The sequence below is a fragment of the Micromonospora sp. NPDC049101 genome (assembly GCF_040648675.1).
GTDB lineage: Bacteria > Actinomycetota > Actinomycetes > Mycobacteriales > Micromonosporaceae > Micromonospora.
Window position 1 is genome coordinate 112774 of the sequence record NZ_JBEZED010000007.1, and the last position, 21548, is coordinate 134321.

At 72.9% G+C, this 21548-nt stretch carries 21 protein-coding genes; 14 read left to right on the forward strand and 7 right to left on the reverse strand.

Going from position 1 to position 21548, the window contains the following annotated elements:
* The first annotated feature begins 32 nt into the window (after nt 1-32).
* The 3 genes from AB0B57_RS11935 to AB0B57_RS11945 are packed head-to-tail and all read left to right on the forward strand — an operon-like array spanning nt 33 to nt 4750.
* Nucleotides 33-2945, forward strand: coding sequence for a BTAD domain-containing putative transcriptional regulator (locus AB0B57_RS11935; protein ID WP_357068099.1), 2913 nt, complete (start codon nt 33-35; stop codon nt 2943-2945).
* Nucleotides 2946-2975: 30 nt separating this feature from the next.
* Nucleotides 2976-3965: an ATP-binding cassette domain-containing protein gene (locus tag AB0B57_RS11940; RefSeq protein WP_357068101.1), complete on the forward strand. Its 990-nt coding sequence runs from the start codon at nt 2976-2978 to the stop codon at nt 3963-3965.
* Nucleotides 3962-4750: an ABC transporter permease gene (locus tag AB0B57_RS11945; protein ID WP_357068103.1), complete on the forward strand. Its 789-nt coding sequence runs from the start codon at nt 3962-3964 to the stop codon at nt 4748-4750. Before AB0B57_RS11940 ends, AB0B57_RS11945 begins: the two co-directional genes overlap by 4 nt.
* Nucleotides 4751-4778: 28 nt before the next feature.
* On the opposite strand, the gene AB0B57_RS11950 is transcribed toward AB0B57_RS11945, so the two are convergent.
* Together AB0B57_RS11950 and AB0B57_RS11955 are read right to left on the reverse strand one after the other, a co-directional pair.
* On the reverse strand, nt 4779-6017 hold the full coding sequence (locus AB0B57_RS11950; protein ID WP_357068105.1) for an APC family permease: 1239 nt from the start codon (nt 6015-6017) through the stop codon (nt 4779-4781).
* Between the two features lie 10 nt (nt 6018-6027).
* Nucleotides 6028-6765: a phosphatase PAP2 family protein gene (locus AB0B57_RS11955; RefSeq protein WP_357068436.1), complete on the reverse strand. Its 738-nt coding sequence runs from the start codon at nt 6763-6765 to the stop codon at nt 6028-6030.
* 118 nt (nt 6766-6883) lie between these two features.
* Between AB0B57_RS11955 and AB0B57_RS11960 the strand changes: the two genes are divergently transcribed.
* Nucleotides 6884-8107, forward strand: a complete 1224-nt coding sequence (locus AB0B57_RS11960; protein ID WP_357068107.1) for a DUF4032 domain-containing protein — start codon at nt 6884-6886, stop codon at nt 8105-8107.
* 76 nt (nt 8108-8183) lie between these two features.
* Here the strand turns inward: AB0B57_RS11960 and nagA are convergent, their stop codons facing one another.
* Genes nagA through AB0B57_RS11975 form a run of 3 tightly spaced genes read right to left on the reverse strand, consistent with a single transcriptional unit; the run spans nt 8184 to nt 11199 of the window.
* Nucleotides 8184-9293: an N-acetylglucosamine-6-phosphate deacetylase gene (nagA, locus tag AB0B57_RS11965; protein ID WP_357068109.1), complete on the reverse strand. Its 1110-nt coding sequence runs from the start codon at nt 9291-9293 to the stop codon at nt 8184-8186.
* On the reverse strand, nt 9290-10273 hold the full coding sequence (locus AB0B57_RS11970; RefSeq protein WP_357068111.1) for an ROK family protein: 984 nt from the start codon (nt 10271-10273) through the stop codon (nt 9290-9292). The genes nagA and AB0B57_RS11970 overlap by 4 nt, the downstream gene beginning before the upstream one ends.
* The gene (locus AB0B57_RS11975; protein WP_357068113.1) at nt 10270-11199 is read right to left on the reverse strand and encodes a sugar isomerase; all 930 of its coding nucleotides are present in this window, start codon (nt 11197-11199) and stop codon (nt 10270-10272) included. Before AB0B57_RS11975 ends, AB0B57_RS11970 begins: the two co-directional genes overlap by 4 nt.
* A gap of 197 nt (nt 11200-11396) precedes the next feature.
* Between AB0B57_RS11975 and AB0B57_RS11980 the strand changes: the two genes are divergently transcribed.
* The 10 genes from AB0B57_RS11980 (at nt 11397) to AB0B57_RS12025 (ending at nt 18221) form a co-directional block, all read left to right on the forward strand.
* Nucleotides 11397-12182 (forward strand): DeoR/GlpR family DNA-binding transcription regulator, encoded by a 786-nt coding sequence (locus tag AB0B57_RS11980; protein WP_357068116.1) that lies wholly within the window; start codon nt 11397-11399, stop codon nt 12180-12182.
* A gap of 121 nt (nt 12183-12303) precedes the next feature.
* Entirely contained in the window at nt 12304-13314 is a 1011-nt protein-coding gene (locus AB0B57_RS11985; protein ID WP_357068118.1) for an ATP-binding cassette domain-containing protein, read from the forward strand.
* Nucleotides 13311-14327 (forward strand): ABC transporter permease subunit, encoded by a 1017-nt coding sequence (locus tag AB0B57_RS11990; RefSeq protein WP_357068120.1) that lies wholly within the window; start codon nt 13311-13313, stop codon nt 14325-14327. The genes AB0B57_RS11985 and AB0B57_RS11990 overlap by 4 nt, the downstream gene beginning before the upstream one ends.
* Nucleotides 14328-14473: 146 nt before the next feature.
* Complete coding sequence (locus AB0B57_RS11995; protein WP_357068122.1) at nt 14474-14878, forward strand: DUF3263 domain-containing protein; 405 nt, start codon at nt 14474-14476, stop codon at nt 14876-14878.
* Between the two features lie 184 nt (nt 14879-15062).
* Nucleotides 15063-15710, forward strand: coding sequence for a hypothetical protein (locus AB0B57_RS12000; RefSeq protein ID WP_357068468.1), 648 nt, complete (start codon nt 15063-15065; stop codon nt 15708-15710).
* Complete coding sequence (locus AB0B57_RS12005; protein ID WP_088950443.1) at nt 15707-16102, forward strand: phage holin family protein; 396 nt, start codon at nt 15707-15709, stop codon at nt 16100-16102. Before AB0B57_RS12000 ends, AB0B57_RS12005 begins: the two co-directional genes overlap by 4 nt.
* 22 nt (nt 16103-16124) lie before the next feature.
* Complete coding sequence (locus AB0B57_RS12010) at nt 16125-16439, forward strand: DUF3618 domain-containing protein (RefSeq protein WP_357068124.1); 315 nt, start codon at nt 16125-16127, stop codon at nt 16437-16439.
* Nucleotides 16409-16723 carry a hypothetical protein gene (locus tag AB0B57_RS12015; RefSeq protein ID WP_357068127.1) on the forward strand — a complete coding sequence of 105 codons (315 nt, stop codon included), beginning with the start codon at nt 16409-16411 and terminating at the stop codon, nt 16721-16723. The genes AB0B57_RS12010 and AB0B57_RS12015 overlap by 31 nt, the downstream gene beginning before the upstream one ends.
* Nucleotides 16692-17597, forward strand: coding sequence for a hypothetical protein (locus AB0B57_RS12020; protein ID WP_357068129.1), 906 nt, complete (start codon nt 16692-16694; stop codon nt 17595-17597). The genes AB0B57_RS12015 and AB0B57_RS12020 overlap by 32 nt, the downstream gene beginning before the upstream one ends.
* 132 nt (nt 17598-17729) lie before the next feature.
* The gene (locus AB0B57_RS12025; protein ID WP_357068131.1) at nt 17730-18221 is read left to right on the forward strand and encodes a GNAT family N-acetyltransferase; all 492 of its coding nucleotides are present in this window, start codon (nt 17730-17732) and stop codon (nt 18219-18221) included.
* Nucleotides 18222-18291: 70 nt separating this feature from the next.
* Here the strand turns inward: AB0B57_RS12025 and AB0B57_RS12030 are convergent, their stop codons facing one another.
* Nucleotides 18292-19224: a superoxide dismutase gene (locus AB0B57_RS12030; RefSeq protein WP_357068133.1), complete on the reverse strand. Its 933-nt coding sequence runs from the start codon at nt 19222-19224 to the stop codon at nt 18292-18294.
* Nucleotides 19225-19316: 92 nt separating this feature from the next.
* A complete protein-coding gene (locus AB0B57_RS12035) occupies nt 19317-21542 on the reverse strand; it encodes an AAA family ATPase (protein ID WP_357068135.1) in 2226 nt (741 codons plus the stop codon).
* Between the last annotated feature and the right edge of the window lie 6 nt (nt 21543-21548).

Sequence of the window (21548 nt, forward strand, 5' to 3'; positions counted from 1 at the left end):
GAACTGGCCGGCGTTGCGCGACAATCGGTGCCATGCGTTTTCGCATCCTGGGGTCGACCCAGGTGGTGCTGGCCGACGGGCGCGAGATTCCCGTCGGCGGTCCGCGGCTGCGCGCACTACTGGCGCTGCTCCTGCTCGACGCGGGCCGGGTGGTCCCCGCCGAGCGGCTGATCGACAACCTGTACGGCGAGCACCCGCCCCGGGGTGCCGCCAACGCACTCCAGTCCCAGGTGTCGCGCCTGCGTCAGGCCGTGCCCGCCGAGCACGCCCCGGTCGAGTTCCATCCGACCGGCTATCGGCTCGCCGTGGATCCCGCCGACGTCGACGCGTACCGGTTCGAACGGCTCGCCGAGGCGGGGCGCCGGGCGCTCGCCGGCGGTGACTGGGCCCGCGCGGCGGCCGAGTTGCGGGCGGCGTTGGAGTTGTGGCGGGGTCCCGCCCTGGCCGACGTCGTCGACGTGGCCGGCGCACCCGCGCAGGCCGCCCGGCTGGACGAGCTGCGGCTGGCCGCCGTCGACGATCGGATCGAGGCGGACCTGGCGGTGGGCGCGTCCGCCGCGCTGGTCCCGGAGTTGCGGGAGTTGGTCGTCGCGCACCCGTTGCGGGAGCGGTCGCGGGGCCAGCTCATGCGTGCGCTGTCCGCACTGGGCCGGCCGGCCGAGGCGCTTGCCGAATTCGAGGCGGCCCGCCGCACGCTGGCCGAGGAGCTCGGTGTCGGCCCGTCGCCGGAGCTGGCCGCGATCCACCTGGCGGTGCTGCGTGGTGCGGACCGCCCGGCCGAACGCGCGGCGGCCGAAGCGGCGCTGCCGAGCCAACTCACCACGTTCGTCGGGCGGGAGGAGGAGCTCAAGCGCGTCGGGGAGCTGCTCGGCGAGCGCAGGCTTGTCACCCTCACCGGCCCCGGCGGAGCGGGGAAGACCCGGTTGGCGATCGAGGCGGCGGGCCGTTCGGACGGCGAGGTCCGCTTCGTCGAGCTGGCCGGGCTGGCCCACGGTTCGGACGTACCGCAGGCGGTGCTGAGCGCCCTCGGCCTGCGCGACGCGGGCCTGCGGGGAGGGGGCCTGCGCGACGCGGGCCTGCGGGCCCCGGCCGAGCCGGGTCGGCAACCGACCGACCGGCTGGTCGAGGCGCTCGCCGAGCGGCGGTTGCTGCTCGTGCTCGACAACTGCGAGCACGTCGTCGCCGACGCGGCCCGGCTGGCCGCGCGGCTGCTCGGCGCGTGCCCGGCGCTGCGAGTCCTGGCCACCAGTCGCGAACCGCTCGGGCTGGCCGGCGAGGCGTTGTGCCAGATGTCCGGGCTCACCCTGCCACCGCCCGACGCGTCCGCACTGGACGCCGACGACTACGCGGCGGTCAGCCTGTTCGCCCAGCGGGCCGCCGACGTCGCGCCCGACTTCAGCGTCACACCGACCAACGCCGAGCTGGTGCTGCGGATCTGCCGCACGCTCGACGGTCTGCCGCTGGCGATCGAGCTGGCCGCCGCGCGACTGCGGGCGCTGTCGATCGCCGAGGTGGCCGCCCACCTCGACGACCGGTTCCGGCTGCTGTCGATGAGCAGCCGGGCCGCGTCACCCCGGCACCGGACGCTCCGGGCGGTGGTCGAGTGGAGTTGGGACCTGCTCGACGATGCCGAGCGGACACTGGCCCGACGGCTGACCGTCTTCGCCGGCGGTGCCACGCTGGAGGCGGCCGGGCGCGTCTCCGAGATGCCCTCGGCCGAGTTCGTCGACGCGCTGACCGGTCTGGTCGACAAGTCCTTCGTGGAGTTGACCGGAGGCCGTTACCGGATGCTGGAGACCGTGCGGGCCTTCTGCGCCGAACGCCTCGCCGAAGCCGGCGAGGCCGAGCGGCTGCGCCGCGCGCACACCGCGTACTTTCTGGAACTCGCCTGGACCGCCAGCGACCACCTGCGCCGAGCGGAGCAACTGCACTGGTTGCGACGGCTCGACGCCGAGCGGGACAACCTGCACGCGGCGCTGCGTCGTGCCACCGCGGCGGGTGACGCGCCCGAGGCCGCCGGGATGGTCGCCGCCCTGTCGTTCTACTGGTGGTTACGCGGCATGCGTGGGGAAGGTGCCCGGCTGGCCAGCGACGTCCTCGACGTGCTCGGTGCCGAGGCGCCGCCCGGGTTGGGCGAGGAGTTCGCCCTCTGCGTCTACAACGCCTCGCTCGCCGGTGGCGGTCACCTGCCGTCGCTCGGCACGCAGGGTTCGGTGATCCGCAGCCTCGACCGGCCCCCTCGGCAACCGTTCCTGCTGTATCTGTCGGGCATCTCGACCGGGCCCCCACCCGGCGGGGCCGAGGACGTCGAAGAGCTGATGCGGGAGCTGCGGCGGCTGGTCGGCCCGGACACCTGGATCAACGCGCTCGGCGCGATGGGGCACGGCTCGGCGCAGATGTGGGGTGGCCAGTCGGACCGGGCCGGGGTCGCGTTCTCCACGGCGCTCGACGGCTTCCGGAGCACCGGCGACCGGTGGGGTTCCATGATCACACTTGGTGCGCTCGGCGAACTGGCCGCCTGGCGGGGTGACCCGGAGGCCGCGGGCGAGCACATGAACCAGGCCATGGGGTTGGCCGAGGAACTCGGCTCGGCCGTCGACCAGGCCGACATGCTGCGTACGCGGGGCGAGATCAGGCTGCGTGCCGGTGACCTCACGGCGGCCCGGGACGACTTCGCCGGTGCGCTGCTCCTCGCGCAGGGCAGTGGGGCGCCCGAGTTCGTGTCCGCCGCCCGACTCGGCCTCGCCCAGGTGGCACGGCTAAGCGGTGATCTCGCCGAGACGAGGCGGCTCTGCGAAGCGGCGTTGGCCGGCGGGCTCACCGGCTGGTACGTCGGCGAGGCGACGCGCTCGGAGATCATCCTCCTTCTTCAGCAGATCACCGAGGAGGAGAAGGCCGGGGCCGCGAGCGGGCCCGGTGCGCCGCCGTCAGCGGACGGTGCGTGACCCGTCAGCGCCCGACCGCACCCTGGCGGCATGACGACATACGAGGTGGTGGCCGAGGGGCTGGGTAAGCGGTACGGCCCGACCCGCGCGCTGGACGCGTTCGACCTGACCGTACCGACCGGCACGGTGTACGGGCTGCTGGGGCCGAACGGCGCCGGCAAGACGACTGCCGTACGGATTCTCACCACGCTGCTGCGCTTCGACGCCGGCAGGGCCACCGTGGCCGGGTTCGACGTGCGGCGTCAGCCGGACGAGGTGCGGGCCCGGATCGCGTTGACCGGCCAGTACGCCGCGGTCGACGAAACCCTCAGTGGCCGGCAGAACCTGGAGTTGTTCGGCCGGCTGTTCCGGCTGGGTCGACGGGCGGCCCGCCAGCGCGCCGACGAACTGCTGCAACGGTTCGGGCTCGCCGAGGCGGCGGGACGGTCCGCCGTCGAGTATTCGGGTGGGATGCGCCGCCGGCTGGACCTCGCGGCCAGCCTGATCCGTACACCCCGGGTGCTCTTCCTGGACGAGCCGACCACCGGCCTGGACCCGCGCAGCCGCAACCAGGTGTGGGACCTGGTCCGCGACCTGGTCGCGGACGGGACCACGGTGCTGCTCACCACGCAGTACCTGGAGGAGGCCGACCAGCTCGCCGGCCGGATCTCGGTGATCGACGCCGGTCGGGTGGTGGCCGAGGGCTCGCCGGACGAGTTGAAGGCGATGACCGGCGGGGACCGGATCGAGGTGGTGGTACGCGACGCCGACGACCTGACCCGGGCTGCCGGCATCGTCGCGCCGATCTGTGGCGCGGAGCCGGAGCACGATCGTGCGGTTCGGCGGCTCAGCGTGCCGGTGGTCGACCGGGTCGCCGGGTTGGTGGACGTGGTGCGGGCGTTGGACGACGCCGGGATCGCGGTCGAGGACATCGGCCTGCGGCGGGCCACGCTGGACGAGGCGTTTCTGTATCTGACCGGGCACCGGCCGGACGAGGCCCGCGAGCCCGTCGGCGTCGGCGCAAAGGCGGACGGGGCATGACGACGACGGCGGTGGTCGACGGCTGGACGATGACCAGGCGGAACATGATCCACGTGGTCCGCGCCCCCGAGGAGCTGATCCTCTACTTCTCGCTGCCGATCATGTTCGTGCTGGTCTTCGGGTACGTGTTCGGCAGCGGCATGCAGGTGCCCGGTGGGGGCAACTACCGGGAGTTCCTGCTGCCCGGAGTCTTCGTGATGACCATGTTGTACGGGCTCGGCGCCACCGCGAGCGGCGTGGCACTGGACCTCAGCCGGGGTGTCGTGGACCGGTTCCGGTCGATGCCGATGGCCCGCTCCGCCCTGATGACCGGCCGCAGCGCCGCCGACCTGCTGCGCGCCCTGCTGGAGATGTCCACCCTGCTGGTCTGTGGTCTGCTCGTCGGGTGGCAGTGGCGACAGGGTGTCGGTAGGGCGTTGCTCGCCGTCGGGCTCCTCCTGCTGCTCCGGGTCGCGATCACCTGGGTCGGGATCTACCTGGCGCTGCTGGTCCGTAACCCGGACACGGTCGGCGTGATCGTCTTCCCGGCGGCGTTTCCGTTCACCGCGATCTCCAACGTCTTCGTGTCGCCCGAGCTGATGCCATCGGTCATCGGGACGATCTCGCAGTGGAACCCGTTGTCGGCCACGGTCGCGGCGATCCGCGAACTGTTCGGCAATCCGGGTCTCGGTGGCGACTCCTGGCCGGCGGAGCACGCCATGCTGTTGGCCGTGCTGTGGCCGGTGTTGCTGATCGCGACGTTCGCGCCGCTCGCGGTGCGCCGATACCGGCGGTTGAGCCGCTGACCCCTCTTGCGCCGGTGGCCTCTCCGGGTCACCGGCGGGCGGGGCGCAGCGCGTACCAGGCGGCACCGGCGGCCAGCACACCGAAGCCGGCGAGGACGCTGCCGGTCGGCAGGTTGATCGCGAGCAGCAGACAGCCGAGCAGCCCCAGGCCGGCGAGCACCTGCACCGGCAGCCGCCGGCCCGGCTCCCGGCCCAGCGTCAGCGCCGCCGCGTTGGTGATCGCGTAGTAGACCAGCACCGTGCAACTGGAGAAGCCGATGGCGTCGCGCACGTCGCCGAGCAGCACCACCACGATCACCACGGCGGCCACGGCCAGTTCGGCGCGGTGCGGCACCTGGCGTACCGGGTGCACGGTGGCCAGCGCGCCGGGCAGGTCGCGGCGGCGAGCCATCGCCAGTGTCGTCCGGCCGACCCCGGCGACCAGGGACAGCAGCACCCCGACGACCGCGATGGTGGCCCCGGCGCGAACCACCCAGGCCAGGCCGGGCAGCCCGGCGGCGGTGACCACGTCGACCAGGGGCGCGGCGGAGTCGGCCAGCCGGTCGGCGCCGAGCACGCCGAGCGCGATCACGGCCAGCACCAGGTAGATCGCGAGCACCACCCCGAGCGCCAGCGGCACCGCGCGGGGAATGGTCCGTTGCGGGTCGCGGACCTCCTCACCGAGCGTGGCGATCCGGGCGTACCCGGCGAACGCGAAGAACAGCAGCCCGGCGGCGGCGAGCACGCCCCGGGCCGAGCCGCCGGGCTCGCCGAGCCGATCCAGGTGCACCGGCCCGCCCACCAGGCCGACGACCGCGACCAGGGCCAACACCGCGAGCACCAACGCGACCAGAGCCTTGGTCACGGTGGCCGTCTTGCCGATGCCGCGCAGGTTCACCGCGGTCACCGCGAGCACCGCGCTGACCGCGACCAGCCGGGCCTGCCCCGGCCACAGGTACGCCCCGATGGTCAACGCCATCGCCGCGCAACTCGCCGTCTTGCCGACCACGAAGCCCCAGCCGGCCAGGAAACCAGCGAACGGCCCGAGGCGCTCCCGGCCGTAGACGTAGGTGCCGCCGGATTCCGGATAACGGGCGGCCAGCCGCGCCGAGCTTGTCGCGTTGCAGAAGGCGATGAAGCCGGCCAGCACCAGCGCGGGCAGCAGGCCGGCACCGCCGGCCTCCGCCGCGGCCGGGCCGAACACCACGAAGATGCCCGCACCGAGCATCGAGCCCAGACCGATGACAACCGCATCGGGTACGCCGAGCCGCCGCGCCAGTTGATCCACGTCCAAAACCCTAGGGGTACGAGGTGAACGGCCGGTCCCAGCCGCGTAACCGGCCGGGGAGCGGCAGGTCGTCCCACGGCACCCGGTGCAGCAGCCGGTCCAGGAGCAGGCCCAGCAGCAGCCCGGCCACCGAGTCGGTCAGCCAGTGCCAGCCCAGGTAGGTGGTGGTGGTGAGGACGACAAGCGGCGGCGCGACCCGGATCACGGTGCTGAGCCGGGCCGGCAGTTGCCGGCCGAAGCTGCGGGCCAGCGGGGCCAGCAGCAGCGCGATGACGCCGTACCAGACGATGGCGTTGGCGACGTGCCCCGACGGGTAGGACTGCGCGAATCGGACCGGCAGGTCGTCGTGGAACAGCGGCAGGGTCTGCTCGGGCGTCAGGAACGGCTCCTTGACGCTGGCGCTCGGTGCCGCCCGGGCCGTCCAGACCTTGAGCGGGCCGATGGTCAGGAGGGTCAGCACGAACCCGACCACCGGCGGCAGGATCGGCCGCACCGACCGCAACCGGACGGCCAGCAGCACGCCCAGCCCGGCGGCGATCAGGGTCAGCGGGCTGCCCTGGCCGAGCAGGTTGAACACCCGGGCCACCCAGTAGGCGACAGTCGGCCGGTGCCCCTCGGCCCAGTCGGCGACCGCTCGGTCCAGCCCGAAGAGCTGGTCGGCGGCGAGCGCCACCGTCAAACCGACCAACCCGACCAGCAGTAGGGCGTCGAACCACCAGCCGGCCGGGCGGACAGGCCGTAGCCGCAGGTCACGTCGTACCGCCGTGGGTTTGAGCACGCGACCACGCTACCGGCCTGGCGCGAGGTCGGGGTGTGCGCGCTGTGGGCCCAACCACGATGTGAGGCGATGCGGGGGGCGAGGCGTCATGCTTGTGCCCGTGCGGATCACGTCTGCCCTCGTGGACCCGGCGCTGCTCGACCTGCCCTGGTCGACACCGCTGGAGGAGTGGCCTGCCCAACACCTGGTGGCGCTGCCGCAGGGCATCTCCCGACACATCGTCCGGTTCGTCCGGTTGGGCGACTACGTGTACGCGTTCAAGGAGACCCGCGAGCGGATCGCCGAGCGGGAGTACGACCTGCTCCGGGCCCTGGAGCGGATCGACTTCCCGTCGGTCGAGGCGGTGGCGGTCGTCGCCGACCGGCAGACCGACGACGGGGAGCCCCTCGAATCGGTGCTGATCACGCGGCACCTGCAGTTCTCCCTGCCGTACCGGGCGCTGTTCTCGCACACCCTGCGGCCGGAGACGATGAGCCGACTGCTCGACGCGCTCGCCGCGCTGATCGTCCGGATGCATCTCACCGGCTTCTTCTGGGGCGACTGCTCGCTGTCGAACACGCTGTTCCGCCGGGACGCGGGCGCGTTCGCCGCCTACCTGGTGGACGCGGAGACGGGCGCGTTGCACAACTCGCTCTCCAAGGGGCAGCGCGGCGAGGACCTGGAGATCGCCCGGGTGAACATCTTCGGCGAGGCGTTGGACCTGCAGGCCGCCGGCCTGCTGCACGAGTCCATCGACCCGGAGGTGGTCTGCGAGGAGGTCGTGCAGCGCTACGAGCGGCTCTGGCACGAGATCACCTACGAGCAGGCGGTCGAGCGGGAGGCCCGGCACGACATCGAGGGCCGGATCCGCCGCCTCAACGAGTTGGGCTTCGACGTGGCCGAGGTGGCCATGTCGTCCATCGACGACGGGCGTTACCTGGTCCGGCCGAAGGTCGTCGACGCCGGCTACCACACCCGGCGGCTGCTGCGGCTGACCGGCCTGGACGCCGAGGAGAACCAGGCCCGCAAGCTACTCAACGACCTGGACGCGTACCGGGCGGAGAGCGACCTGATCGACGAACAGCAGGCCGCGCACCGCTGGCTCACCGAGGTCTTCGAGCCGGTGGTCCGCGCCGTTCCCGCGCACCTGCGGCAGAAGCTGGAGCCGCAGGAGCTGTTCGCGCAGATCATCGAGCACAAGTGGCTGCTCTCCGAGCGGGCCGGCCGAGATGTCGGCATGCGCCACGCGGTCCAGTCGTACCTGGCCGACGTGCTGGTGCACCGCCCCGACGAGCAGGCCGTGCTCGGCGTCGACGTGCCGACCTTCAGCTAGGGCGAGCTTCGCACGTCCTGGCTGCTGGTGGCCGGAGCTGAAGGCGGGTGGCTGCGGAGCTGGGCGACGGTCGGGCTCACTGCACCCAGGAGCCGGCGCGCAACACCCGGACCACGTTCAGGTCGGCGTCCAGCACCACCAGGTCGGCGCGCAGGCCGACCTGTAGGGAGCCCACCCGGTTGCCCAGGCCGATGGCGCGCGCCGGGGTGGTGGCCACCATCCGCGCCGCGTCGGCGATCGGGATTCCGGCATTCACGGCGTGCCGTAGCGCGGCGTCCATGGTCAGTGTGCTGCCGGCGATCGCTTTGTCGCGGGCGAGTCGGGCCACCCCGTCGGTCACGGTGACGGCCTGGCCACCCAGCTCGTAGTCGCCGTCGGCCATCCCGGCGGCGGCCATCGCGTCGGTGATCAACGCCGCACGGTCCGGGCCTGCGGTCGCGGTGGCGAAGGTCAGCATGCCGTCGTGCAGGTGCACCCCGTCGGCGACCAGCTCGCAGACGACGGTGGGCGCGTCGAGCAGGGCCACCACCGGGCCTGGCTCGCGGTGGTGCACGGGACGCATGCCGTTGAACAGGTGGGTGCCGACACTTGCGCCGGCGGCGATGGCGGCGCGGGTCTGCTCGTACGTCGCGTCGGTGTGCCCGACCGCCGCCACCACCCGCTGCGCCGTGAGCAGCTTGATCGCCTCCAACGCGCCGTCGCGTTCCGGAGCGAGGGTGACCATCCGGACCGCTCCCCGACCCAGCTCGATCAGCTCGGCCAGCTCGTCGGTCGAGGGGTCGCGCAGGTACTCGGGGTTCTGCGCGCCGCAACGCGCAGCGGAGAGGTAGGGCCCTTCGAAGTGGACTCCCGCGAGCACGCCCTCGTCGACAAGCGGTGCGTACGCCTCGGTGGCCGCGCGCATCAGCGGGAAGGGCGCGCTGACCAGGCTGGCCAACAGGGTGGTCGTGCCGTGCGCGAGGTGGAAGTCGGCCGCCGCCCGGGCCTCGGCGGCGTCCCCGGTGGTGAAGGTGTGCCCACCACCGCCGTGCGTGTGCATGTCGACGAAGCCGGGCAGGATCCAGTGTCCGTCCCGGACCGACGGGTATTCGGCCACCGCGGTGATCCGATCCCCGTCCCACTCGACGCAGCCCTGTCGGATGACACCGGTCGGGGTCACCACTCGGCCGTCCACCCGCACGGTCATCGCTCCTCCAGATGGTCTCCGACGCGCACCGCGTCGTGGTCTCGGACGCTTACCGCGTCCAGGGCGAGTAGGGCGGCGCCGAGACAGCCAGCCTCGTCACCGAGGGCCGCCGCGACCAGCCGCGGCTCCCGGTGGAAGGTCATCCGCTCGTGCAGCGCCGCGCGTAGCGGGATGAGCAGCCGGTCCCCGGCCTGCGCCAGGCCGCCGCCGAGCACGATCGTCGCCACGTCGAACAACGCCTGCCCGGTGGCGAGGCCGTCGGCGAGCGCCTCGACCGCCTCCTGCCAGACCTGGCCGGCGAGCGGTTCCCCGGCCGCGGCACGCTCGGCCACCTCGGCGGCCGTGGCCGCCGCACCAGCCAGCTCCGCGTAGCGGCGGCCGATCGCCGCGGCGGAGGAGACCGCCTCCAGGCAGCCGGGTCGACCGCAACCGCAGCGGGGGCCGTCGGGCCGGACCAGGATGTGGCCGATCTCCCCGGCGGCGCCGTGCGCGCCCGTCGCGGCCGAGCCGTCGACCACGTGCGCGGCGGCGATGCCGGTGCCGATCGCCACGAACAGCACCTGCCCGGTGCCGCGTCCAGCACCGAGGCGGGCCTCGGCGAGACCACCGACGCGCACGTCGTGGCCGAGCGCCGTGGGCAGGCCGAGCCGCGCCACCGCCAGGTCCCGCAGGGGTACGTCACGAAAGCCCACGTTCGCCGACCAGACCGCCACGCCGCGCGCCTCGTCCACCACCCCGGGTACGGCGATGCCGACGGCGATCGGGGTGAGCCCGTCGGCGCGGGCCTTGGCGGCCAGCCCGTCGGCCACGTCCAGGATCGTGTCGACCACGGCTGCCGGGCCGCGCGCGGCGTTCGTGGGGTGCCGCTCGGTGCTTACCGCGACGCCGTCCGGTCTGACCAGGGCGCACTTCATGCCGGTGCCGCCCACATCCAGCGCGACGACGACCTGGTCGGCGGGCCCGGCGTCGCCGCCGGTCACGCCAGCACCACCGACCGGGAGAGGTGTCGGGGCGCGTCCGGGTCGAGGCCCCGGCTGGTCGCCAGCGCGACCGCGAAGCGTTGCGCCAGGATGAGGTCGGCCATCGGGTCGACAGGGGTACGACCGGCGGACCAACTGCCCAGCACCGTGCGCCAACCGTGCGTGCGACTGTGCACGAAGGCCGCGCCGGTGGCGGCCACGTCCTCGGGGAGCCCGTCGGGTAGCTCGCCGAACGCCCACACCAGCCGGCCCGGTGCGGCGACCGAGATGGGGCCGTGCCGGTAGTCCATCGCCGGGTACGCCTCGGCCCAGAAGGTGGCCGCCTCACGGCACTTCAGCGCTGCCTCCTGGGCCAGCCCGACAGTCCACCCCCGACCGAGGAAGGTGACCTGCCCGATGGTGGCCGGGTCGATCGGCAGCGGGGATCGCACCGCGACTTCGGCGTCCGCGGCGAGCGCGGTCACCGGGTCGCCGAGGTGCGCCCGGAGCAGGGCCAGTGCGCTGGTCGCGAAGCGGGTCTGCACCACCGACCGCTCGTCGGCGAAGGGCATGGTCACCACGGCGCTGGCCAGGTCGACGGCCGGCGACGCCGGGTCACCGACGATGACGGTGGTGGGGGTCGTCCCGCGCAGCGCGGCGAGCAGCTCCAGCACCTCCGTGGTGGTGCCGGAGCGGGTGATCGCGATCAACCGGTCGTAGTGGCGGCCGGCGGGGAACTCGGATGCCTGGAACGCGTCGGTCTCGCCCTGGCCGGCCTGCTCGCGGCGGCCCGCGTACGCCATCGCCATGAACCACGACGTGCCGCAACCGACGACGGCGACCCGCTCGCCGGGGCGTGGCAGGTCACCGTGGACGACGCCGGCCAGTTCGGCGGCCTCCCGCCAGCAGTCGGGCTGGCTCGCGATCTCCGCGTGCACGTACGCCATGGGAAAACTCCTCGCAGAGGCGACCGGTGCGCAATACGGCTCGTTAGGCACGTATTTCGCGCGTCATTCTGCGCGAACGCCGGTGGCCGTGGCAACCGACCACCCGATCGCGCAGGTCAGTCTTTTGCGCCAGCCTAGTTTCGCGCACTAGTGTGCACGCAATCAATCACCGTCCGTGTCACTGGAGGGCCCCCGCGGTGGACCGGTACGCCAGATGGAACGCCCTGCTCGAGATGCTGACCGACAACGGCCGGGTCAGCGTCGAGGCGGCAGCCGAGCGGCTGGACGTCTCCCAGGCCACCATCCGGCGTGACTTCGACCAGCTCGCCCAACAGCAGATGATCACCAGGACCCGGGGTGGCGCGGTCGCCAACGGCGTGTCGTACGACCTGCCACTGCGCTACAAGACGGCCAAGCACTCGGCCGAGAAGCAGCGGATCGGGGCGGCCGCGGCGGCGCTCGTCACGCCGGGCACCGTGGTCGGCCTGAACGGCGGCACCACCAGCACCGAGGTGGCCAGGGCGCTCGCCGTGCGCCCGGACCTGAACACCAGTGCCGAGGGCGCCCAGCTCACCGTGGTGACCAACGCGCTGAACATCGCCAACGAGCTACTGGTCCGGTCGCGGATGAAGGTCGTGGTGGCCGGCGGGGTGGTGCGCCCGAAGTCGTTCGAGCTGGTCGGCCCGCTGGGCGGGGCGCTGCTGCGCGAGGTCACCCTGGACGTCGCGCTGCTCGGCGTGGACGCGATCGATCCGCACCTCGGCGCGGCCGCCCACCACGAGGGGGAGGCCGCGATGAACAACCTGATGGTGGCCCGGGCGAAACGCGTGGTGATCATCGCGGATTCGTCCAAGCTGGGGGGTCACGCCTTCGCCCGGATCTGTCCGATCGAGCGGGTCGAGACGCTGGTGACCGACTCGGGTGCCGCCCCGGAGGTGGTGGACGCGTTCCGCGTCGCGGGCGTACAGGTGATCTGCGCCTGAGCGGTCACGCTCCGTCGATGAATGAGCCCCTTCGGCGCGTCGATGCATACCGCGTATTGCGCGTGCCTGCATACCGCGTATGGTGTCGGCTGTCACGCCCACCCATCGGGGGAGGTGCAGCTTGCCAGCTGTCCTGGAGATCGAAGGTCTACGCAAGACGTACAAGAGTCGTCGACGCGGCACCCGCAACGCGCTCGACGGCTTCGACATGCGGGTCGAGGCAGGGCAGGTGCACGGCTTCCTGGGCCCCAACGGGTCCGGCAAGACCACCACGCTGCGTACCCTGCTCGGCCTGATCCGACCCGACGGCGGCCGGATGTCACTGCTCGGGCACGACGTGCCCGACGCGCTGCCCACGGTCGCCGGCCAGGTCGGCGCGATCGTGGAGAGCCCGCAGTTCTTCCCGCACTTCTCGGCCCGGGACACGCTGTCCCTGCTGGCCGGGGCGGGCGAGGTGCCGGCCGTCCGGGTCGACGAGGTGTTGGAGCTCGTCGGGCTGCGCGACCGGGCCGGCGAGCGGGTCAAGACGTACTCGTTGGGCATGAAGCAGCGGCTCGCGGTCGCGTCCGCCCTGCTGAAGAACCCGAAGCTGCTCATCCTCGACGAACCGGCCAACGGCCTCGACCCGGGCGGCATCCGGGAGATGCGCGGGCTGATGCGCACCCTCGCCGAATCCGGGATGACAGTGGTGCTGTCCAGCCACATCCTCGGCGAGATCCAGCTGATCTGCGACTCGGTCACCATCATCTCGCTGGGTCGGCGGGTCGCCTTCGGCCCGGTCGACGAGGTGCTCGCACAGCACTCGTCGAGTGCCGTCCGGATCCGGCTGGAGGCGGCCAGCGACCTGCCGGCGGCCACCGAGGCGCTCACCCGGGCGGGGATCCAGGTCACCGAGCACCCCGACCATCTGATGCTGGCCGGCGTCGACAAGCCGGCCTCGGTGACGCGGCTGCTCGCCGAGCAGCACCTCTACGTCAGCGAGTTGGCGCCGATCGCCGTCGATCTGGAGAGCGTCTTCCTCGAACTGACCGCCACCGCACCGGTCCCCGGTCAGCACCGGCAGGTCGACGAGTCCATGCACGTCGGCGGGGCGGCTCAGCCCGGCCCCGCCGGAGGAGGGTGGGGCGCGTGAGCCTCTTTCGTACGGAGTTGCGCCGGCTCACCAAGCGGCGGTTCAGCAGGTACATGACTCTGCTCGGCCTGCTGGTGCTGGCCGCGGTGGTGGTCGGGGTGTTCTTCACCAACCAGAAGATCGGCGCGGCGCAGTACGCGCAGGCCGAGCGGGAGGCCGACCAGCAGTACCAGCAGCAGGTGCGCTGGAGCGAGCAGGAGCGAGTCGCGTGCGAGCAGGCCAAGACGGCCGGCACGACGAACGACGGCCGTTACCCGGAAGACTGCTCGGTGATCACACCGCCGTCCCGCGATCAGATCTCGGCGGAATGGTTCCTGCCCTCGACGTTCAACTTCCGGGAGACGTTCGACGAGACGCTGATTCCGTTCGCGGCGATCTTCGCCCTGGTCGGGTTCGTGGTCGGTGCGTCCTTCGTCGGTGCCGAGTGGAGCACCGGCGGCATGATGAACCTGCTGCTCTGGCGGCCGAAGCGGCTCACCGTCCTGCTCACCAAGCTGGCCGCGCTGCTCACCGGCATGCTGGCGGTGACGCTGCCCGCCGCGGTGCTGTGGTTCGCCGGGTTCTGGGCGATCGCCAACTTCCGGGGGACCACCGAGAAGATGACCTCCGGTGCCTGGCAGTCGTCAGTCCTGACCGGCGTGCGGGGGCTGGTGTTGGTGCTGGTGGTCACCACCATCGGCTTCGCCCTGGCCTCGCTGGGCCGGCACACCGCGATGGCCCTCGGTGGCGTGGTGGCGGTGATGGTGGTCGGCCAGTTCGGCCTGGGCATCCTGCTCTCCATGGCGGGCGTGCGGTTCGCCGAGGCATGGCTGCTGCCGACGTACATGCTGGCCTGGATGACGAAGACGGTAAAGCTGGAGGACTGGAACTCCTGCAACGCGACCTTCAGCGGGGAGTGCAAGCCGGCCACGATGGACATCACCTGGCAGCAGTCCTCGATCCTGCTCTCGGTCGCCGTGGTGGTGATCCTCGGGGCGTCGCTCTGGGTGATGCGTCGCCGCGACATCTCGTAGTTTCCGCGTTCGGCACGGAGGTCCCCGGCTCGGGAGATGTCGGGGGCCTCCGTGTGTTCGTGGGTGCGGGCCACCTGCCGCGACGCTGGGGCTGCCGGCCGCGCCGGCTGGTGCGACCCAGGTCGTCCCTGGCTAGGCTGAGTGCCATGTCCGCCGACGCCACCCCGGCCGCCCCCGAGCCGTCCACCGACGCTCGTCGGGGTGACGTCCCGGGTGCCGTCGCGCCGGCGGTTCCGACGCCGCGGCCGGTGCCGCCCATCGAGAACACCGATGACACCGAGCTGGACGACGGGGCCGACGTCGCGCCAAGCGTGCCAACACCCGGGCTGACCGAGCGGGAACGGGCCATCCTCGCCTTCGAGCAGCAGTGGTGGCGACACGCCGGCGCCAAGGAGCAGGCCGTCCGAGACACCTTCGGGATCTCGTCGACCCGCTATTACCAGCTGCTCAACGGGTTACTCGACAACCCGGCCGCGCTGGCCGCCGACCCGCTACTGGTCGGCCGGCTCCGCCGGTTGCGCTCGTCGCGCGCCCGCAACCGCCGCCGCTGACCCACCCCGCAATCTTGCACTTTCTGTCGCCGTTCCACGGCTTTTGCGGGCATTTGCCCGGGCACAAAATGCAAGATCGCGCAGTCAGTTGCCGGCCCGCCTCCGCATGTCGGCTGGTCAGGCGGGTAGGCGGGAGGCGTTCTGGGGCCGCCAGGCGACCCCGGACTCAGGAAGGGAGCGGGGGATGACGGCAACGAACCAGGGCGGATCGCCGAGCGGTCGAGCGCAGCAGGCCCGGCAGGAGGCCTCCCGGGTCGGCCAGCAGGCCACCCAGGCCGGTGGTCAGGTCGTCCATGCCGCCGCCGAGCAGGGCGGGCAGGTGGCCGCAGAAGTGCGACAACAGGCCCGGCAGTTGACCGGCGAGGCCACCGGGCAGCTTCGGGACCAGGCGCAGACGCAGCAGCGGCGGGCCGCCGCGAGCCTGCGCGACCTGGGCCAGAACCTCGGTTCGATGGCCGAGCGGGACGGCGATTCCGGGCTGGCCGGTCAGGTGGTACGCAGGGCGGCCGACGCCGCCCAGCAGGCCGCCGGATGGCTCGACGAGCGCGAGCCGGGTGAGGTGCTCGACGAGGTACGCACGTACGCGCGACGCCACCCGGGGACGTTCCTCGCGGGCGCGGCGGTGGCCGGGCTGCTGGTCGGGCGGCTCACCCGTGGTCTGACCGCTCCGCCGTCCAGCAACGGTGGAGGCGGGAGCGGACCCGGCGGGCCGTCCCAGTCGCAGGGCACGCCAGCGGAGCCTGATCAGCCGTACGTCGGTACGGCACGGGCGCAGAACGTCTCGCCTGCCAGCGAACCAGCGCGGGACCTGCCCGGTGGGGTGGCCCCGTGAGCGCCCCGGAGAAGGAACGGACCCAGGCCTCGGTCGGCGAGCTGCTGGGCGACGTGACCCGGGACATGTCCACCCTGGTGCGCAAGGAGGTGGAGCTGGCCAAGGCCGAACTCCGCGAGGAGGTCAGCCAGGCCGGCAAGGCTGGCGGCATGTTCGGCGGTGCCGGGTTGGCCGGGTTCCTGGCGGTGCTCTTCGTGTCGTACGCCCTGTGGTGGGGGTTGTCCAACACGATGGACCAGGGGTGGGCGGCGTTGATCGTCGCGGTGCTCTGGGCCGCCGTGGCCGGTGGTCTCTTCATCAACGCCCGGACCCAGCTGAAGCGGGCACGTGCGGTGCTGCCCAGGACGAAGCAGACTGCCCGGGAGTTGCCGGACGCCCTGCGGGGTCGGTGACGGAATCGGTAGGGAGCAGATCATGTCCAGTGATCCGGATCGGATCCGGCGGGAGATCGAGACCACCCGCACCGAGTTGAGCAATGACGTCGACGCGCTGACCGACAGGGTCAACCCGCGTCGGATCGCCGGTGACCGTGCCGGACAGGCCCGGGACGCGTTCGCCCGAGCGAAGGAGAAGATGATGGGCAGCTCAGGCCATCTGGGGCAGGAGGCCGGCCAGCGGATGTCGCACGCGGCCGGCTCGGTCCGCGACGAGACCCGTTCACTCGGGCAGCAGTCCCGCGAGCAGGCGCAGGGAACCCGATGGCTGCCGGCCTGGTCGCCTTCGGTGTAGGTCTGCTGGCCGCCTCGCTGATTCCGCCGAGCGGCCGCGAGCGGCAACTCGCCGGACGAGCCCGCGACATGGTGAGCGAGCACTCCGATCAGTTGCGGGGGCAGGCGAGCCAGGTGGGCCACCAGATGCAGGACAACCTGCGCGAGCCCGCACAGCAGGCGGCACAGTCGGTGCGGTCCAGCGCCCAGCAGGGCGTGTCCGCCGTACGCGACCAGGGCCGTTCGGCCGCCGGTCAGGTGCAGGGAGAGACGCATGCGGCCGTCGACGACCTCCGACAGCGCTGACCCGACAGGTGTACCGGGGCCGGCGCCGGTGATGCGGGTGCGCTCCGCGTCGGCGCCGGCACCGGGCCGGCCGGTCAACGAGGACCTGGTCTTCCAGGTCGGCCCGTTGGTCGGCGTCCTGGACGGCGCGACGGTGCCGCAGGGCTTCGACACCGGCTGCGTGCACGGGCCGGAGTGGTACGTCCGGCACCTGGCCGCCCGGATCGGCGTCGCCGAGGCGGTCCGCCCGGCGGCGCGGCTGACCAGCAACCTGGCCGCCGCCATCCTCGCGGTCCGTGCCGACCACGGTGGGCAGTGCGACCTGGACCATCCGGGCACCCCGTCCAGCACGGTCTGCCTCCTGCGCGACTGCGGTGACCAGGTGGACTACCTGGTGCTCTGCGACAGCCCCCTGGTCCTGGACGCGGGTGGTCAGGTCAGCGTGGTCACCGACAACCGGCTGGACACCGCGATGGCCGAGCTGCGGGAGACGGTGGCCGCCGTGCCGGGTGGCTCGGCGGACCCGGTCACCCGGTTCCGGCACGCCGTGAGCGTCCAGCGGGAACGGATGAACCGCACCCACGGCTACTGGGTGGCGGCTGCCGACCCGGACGCGGCCTTCCACGCGGTGACCGGGACGATGCCCCGGCGAGGTCCGGCGGCGATCCGCCGGGCGGCACTGCTCAGCGACGGCGCGTCCAGCGCGGTGGAGCAGTTCGCGCTCACCGACTGGGCCGGCCTGTTGGACCTGTTGGAGGCCCAGGGGCCGGGCGCGTTGCTCGACCGGGTCCGGGCCGCCGAGCGCGAGCATCCCGACCGGTTGCGTCGGCACAAGCCCACCGACGACGCGTCGGTGGTGTTCTGCGAGTTCGGACCGGCGGTTTCCACACCCTGACACCCGGTCGGGTGACAACAGAGCGTGATGTGGAACACCGCGCCCGCCCGACCGGCCGGTACCGCTGGCCGGACCGCCAGTGGATGGCGAATAGGGTGGACTTCGGCCGATGAGGGCGGCAGACTGCGGCACGTGGCGGGTGCGGTCCGGCTGGAGCCGGTGGACGAGCAGAACCTGGAGCCGTTGCTCTCCGTAGCGGCTGCCGAGGCGGAACCCAGTGACGTGATGCCTCCGGTCGAGGCCCCCGCCGGCTGGTCCCTCGCCCGCCGAGAGGCGTTTCGGGAGTTCCACCGGGCGAGCTTCGGCGGGCTGGACGGCCCGACCCGATCGCAGATGTACGCGATCGTCGTCGGCGGCGAGGTGCTGGGCATGGTCCGGATGACACGCTGTGACGAGCCCGGCACGGTGGAGACGGGAATGTGGCTCGGGCGCTCGGCACGCGGGCAGGGGATCGGCGCGGCTGCCCTGCGGGAGTTGCTGAACGCCGCCGCTCGGGCGGGCATGCGGGTGGTGGTCGCCGAGACGACCCCGGACAACGTCGGCGCGGTCGCCGTGCTGCGCACCTGCGGGGCCAAACTGCACGAGGACGACGGCAAGGTACGCGCCGAGATCTGCCTGGACTAAGGCCGGCGCTCTGCGGCGTACCGGCGGGCCGGTCGGCGGCGACCGCGCGGGCCACCGCCGACCGCCTGGATCAGGCCGGCACCCGGACGATGTCGAAGTCGGTGGTCGGCGTCGGCTCCACGTCGAACCGGCCGTTCACCACGTACAGCGCCGAGCCGAGCAGGTCACCGGTGGCCGGTGACCGTAGCTGCGGACCGGTGATCTCCCGCTGCACCACCCCGGCGGTGTAGCCGGCGTTCAGCCGGACCACCGCGATGACGTTGCTCAGGTTCCGGATCACGTAGAGGGTGCGACCGCGCAGCACCAGCCCGTCGGCCCGGTCCACCGAGTAGCCGCCGAGACCGAAGACGCGGCTGCCTCCGGTGCGCGGGTCGACGCGGACGAGTTGGCCGGTCAACATCTGCGCGACGAGCAGGTCACCGTCCGGAAGCGCCACGATCCCGTTGTTGAACGCGTCAGGCGTCGCGCCCGGACCGGTGAGCGACAGCACCCGGAAGGCGGTGGGGGCCGGCAGTTGGCCGCCCGGGCCCAGCGGCACCACGTACAGCACCGGCCGGGTGGAGTCGGTGAAGTAGACCGCCCGCTTGGTGACCACCATGTCGTTGACCAGGCTGTTGGGGTCGGTGGTGAACTGGTAGTGGGCCAGCCGGGCCCCGCTGCCCGGGTCGTACACGCTGGCCCCGCCGCCGGTGAAGTCGGCGGTCCAGAGCCGGCCCGGTGGATCGATCTTGAGCCCTGCCTTGGCGGCGCCCGGGGTGCCCGGGATCAGCACCGAGCCGCGCCCGGTCCGTAGGTCACCCCGCCACACCGCACCGTCCAGGACGGAACCGACGTACACCGTGGTGCCGCGACCGATCGTCAACCCTTCCGGGGTGAAACCGTCGGGCAGGGCGATCCGGGCCGGGAACGGCTTCGCTGGATGGGCGGTCGCCGGCGCACCGGCCGTGACCAGGGTCGCCGCCGCGAGCACGGGGACGAAGAAAAGAGACAGCAGCTTTCGCAAGGAACACCGCCTGACGTCCATGTGGACTTCTCCACAGAGGAGTGTGACGCCCTAAGAACACTCCGGAGCTGCCAGAAGGTTGGGCGGGGTGGTCAACCCCGCCGGGCGGCGTACGCGGCCAGCGCGGCGACCTGAGCCGGGTCCAACGAGGGGCGCACCCGTGCCCGTGCCGTCGCCACGTGCCCAGCGGTGACCGTGGCGGCGGCGAGGGACTCCCGCATCGCGGCCAGCGCCGCCTCCCGGACCAGTGCCGCGCAGTCCGCCGCGGAGAAGCCGGCCAGCTCGTCGCCGAGGGCGCCGAGGTCGACGTCCGGTGCCAGCGGCACCTGCCGGGACGCGGCTCGCAGGATCTCCGCACGGGCGGGACCGTCCGGCGGTGGCACGTAGACCAGCCGCTCCAACCGGCCCGGCCGCAGCAGCGCCGGGTCGACCAGGTCGGGGCGGTTGGTCGCACCGACCACCACCACGTTGCGCAACGTCTCCACCCCGTCCAACTCGGTGAGCAGTGCGGCGACCACCCGGTCCGTGGTGCCTCCGTCGGTGGCCTGGCCGCGTACCGGCGCCAGGGCGTCCACCTCGTCCAGGAAGATCAGGGTGGGGGCCGCCTCCCGGGCCCGGCGGAACAGCTCGCGGACCGCGCGCTCGCTCTCGCCGACCCACTTGGAGAGCAACTCCGCGCCCTTCACCGACAGCACGTTGGCTCGCCCCGATCCGGCCAGCGCGGTGACCAGGTAGGTCTTGCCACAGCCCGGTGGCCCGTAGAGCAGCACGCCGCGCGGCGGCTGCACCCCGAGCCGGGCGAAGGTGTCCGGGTAGGTCAACGGCCACAACACCGACTCGGTCAACGTCTGCTTGACGTCGTCCAGGCCACCCACGTCGTCCAACGTCACCGAAGCCAGATCCAGCGTCGACGCCGCCATCGTGGTCGGCCGGACCACCTCCCGGGCGGCCGTGAAGTCCGCCATCGACACCGTCGGCGTCTCGGCGGACTTCTGCCGCAGTGCCGCGCGTACCCCGGCCTCCCGGACCAACGCGGCCAGGTCCGCCGCGACGAACCCGGGGGTACGCGCGGCCACCTCGTCCAGGCGGACGTCGTCGGCCAACGGCACCTGCCGGGTCAGCACGGTGAGCTGTTCGCGGCGTAACGCCTGGTCGGGAAGGGGAATGCTGATCCGCAGCGACAGCAGGTCGGGTGCGCGCAGCGCGGGGTCGACCGCCTCCGGTCGACCGGTGGCGCAGACCACCGCGACACCGGCCCGGACGCACTCCGCGAGCACCTGGCGGAACACCGTCGCCACCGGGCCGGGCTCGTCCGCCGGTGCGAGCGCCTCGACGTCGCTGACCAGCAACACCGCCGGCCCGCCGGCTCGGGCCGCCGTCGCCGCACCGCGCAGCCGGTCGGCGGCGGCCTGGTTCGTCGACGCGGCCAGCTCGGGTGCCCACAGCGGATGTACGCGGGCACCGACCCGGGTGGCCACGGCCCGGACCAGCGCCGACTTCCCGGAGCCGGCCGGGCCGACGAGCAGCACCCCCAGCGAGATGGTGGTGCCCAGCCGACCCAACACCTCCCGGTGGTGGAAGCCGAGGTCGAGCAGCTCGGTCAGCTCCTCGGCCTGGGCCCGCAACCCGGGCAGCTCGTCCACGTCCGGTGCGTCGTCCGGCTGGTCCGCCCTCGGTGCCGCGTCGGCCGTCCGAGGCGGCCGCGCCCGTTCGGCGTCGACCGCGACGGGCCCGCCGTGGGTGGCCGGCCCGTGCTCCCAGCCGACCACCGTGTCCATGGTGACCAGCGCGCCGGCGGCCGGCTCGACCGTGCGCACGGTGAGCAGGGTGCTGGTCCAGGCGAAACCGACAGTGTTGGCGAGGCTGCCCCGAGCCGCCTCGATGAGGCTGCGCACCGAGGCGTCCGGCAGCACGTCCTGCGGCAGCAGCGACACGTCGTCGCCGGCGGTGAGCACCTTGCCCAGCAGTGCCAGCCGCAGCATCTCCGGGCTCACCGCCGCGACCACCCCGACCGGCCCGGCCAGGACGACCCGCCCCGCCGGCACCAGCGGCACCGGGCTGACCCGCACCTGAGCGCCGTCGCGCACGCCCAGGTTGCCCAGCGTGAGGTCGTCGGCGTACAGCAGGGCGCTGCTCGCGCCCGGCGCGGCGGTCGCCACGATCCCCGCCGTCTCCCGGCGGCCGGCAAGCCGGACCGGGTCGCCGGGCCGCAGCCCCAGCGCGGTCAGCGCCTCCGGATGCAGCCGCACGATGCCCCGTCGGGCGTCCAGCGCGGCCGGCCGGAGGCTCGCCGTCAGGGTCAGGTCGGGTTGCGCCACCGCCCG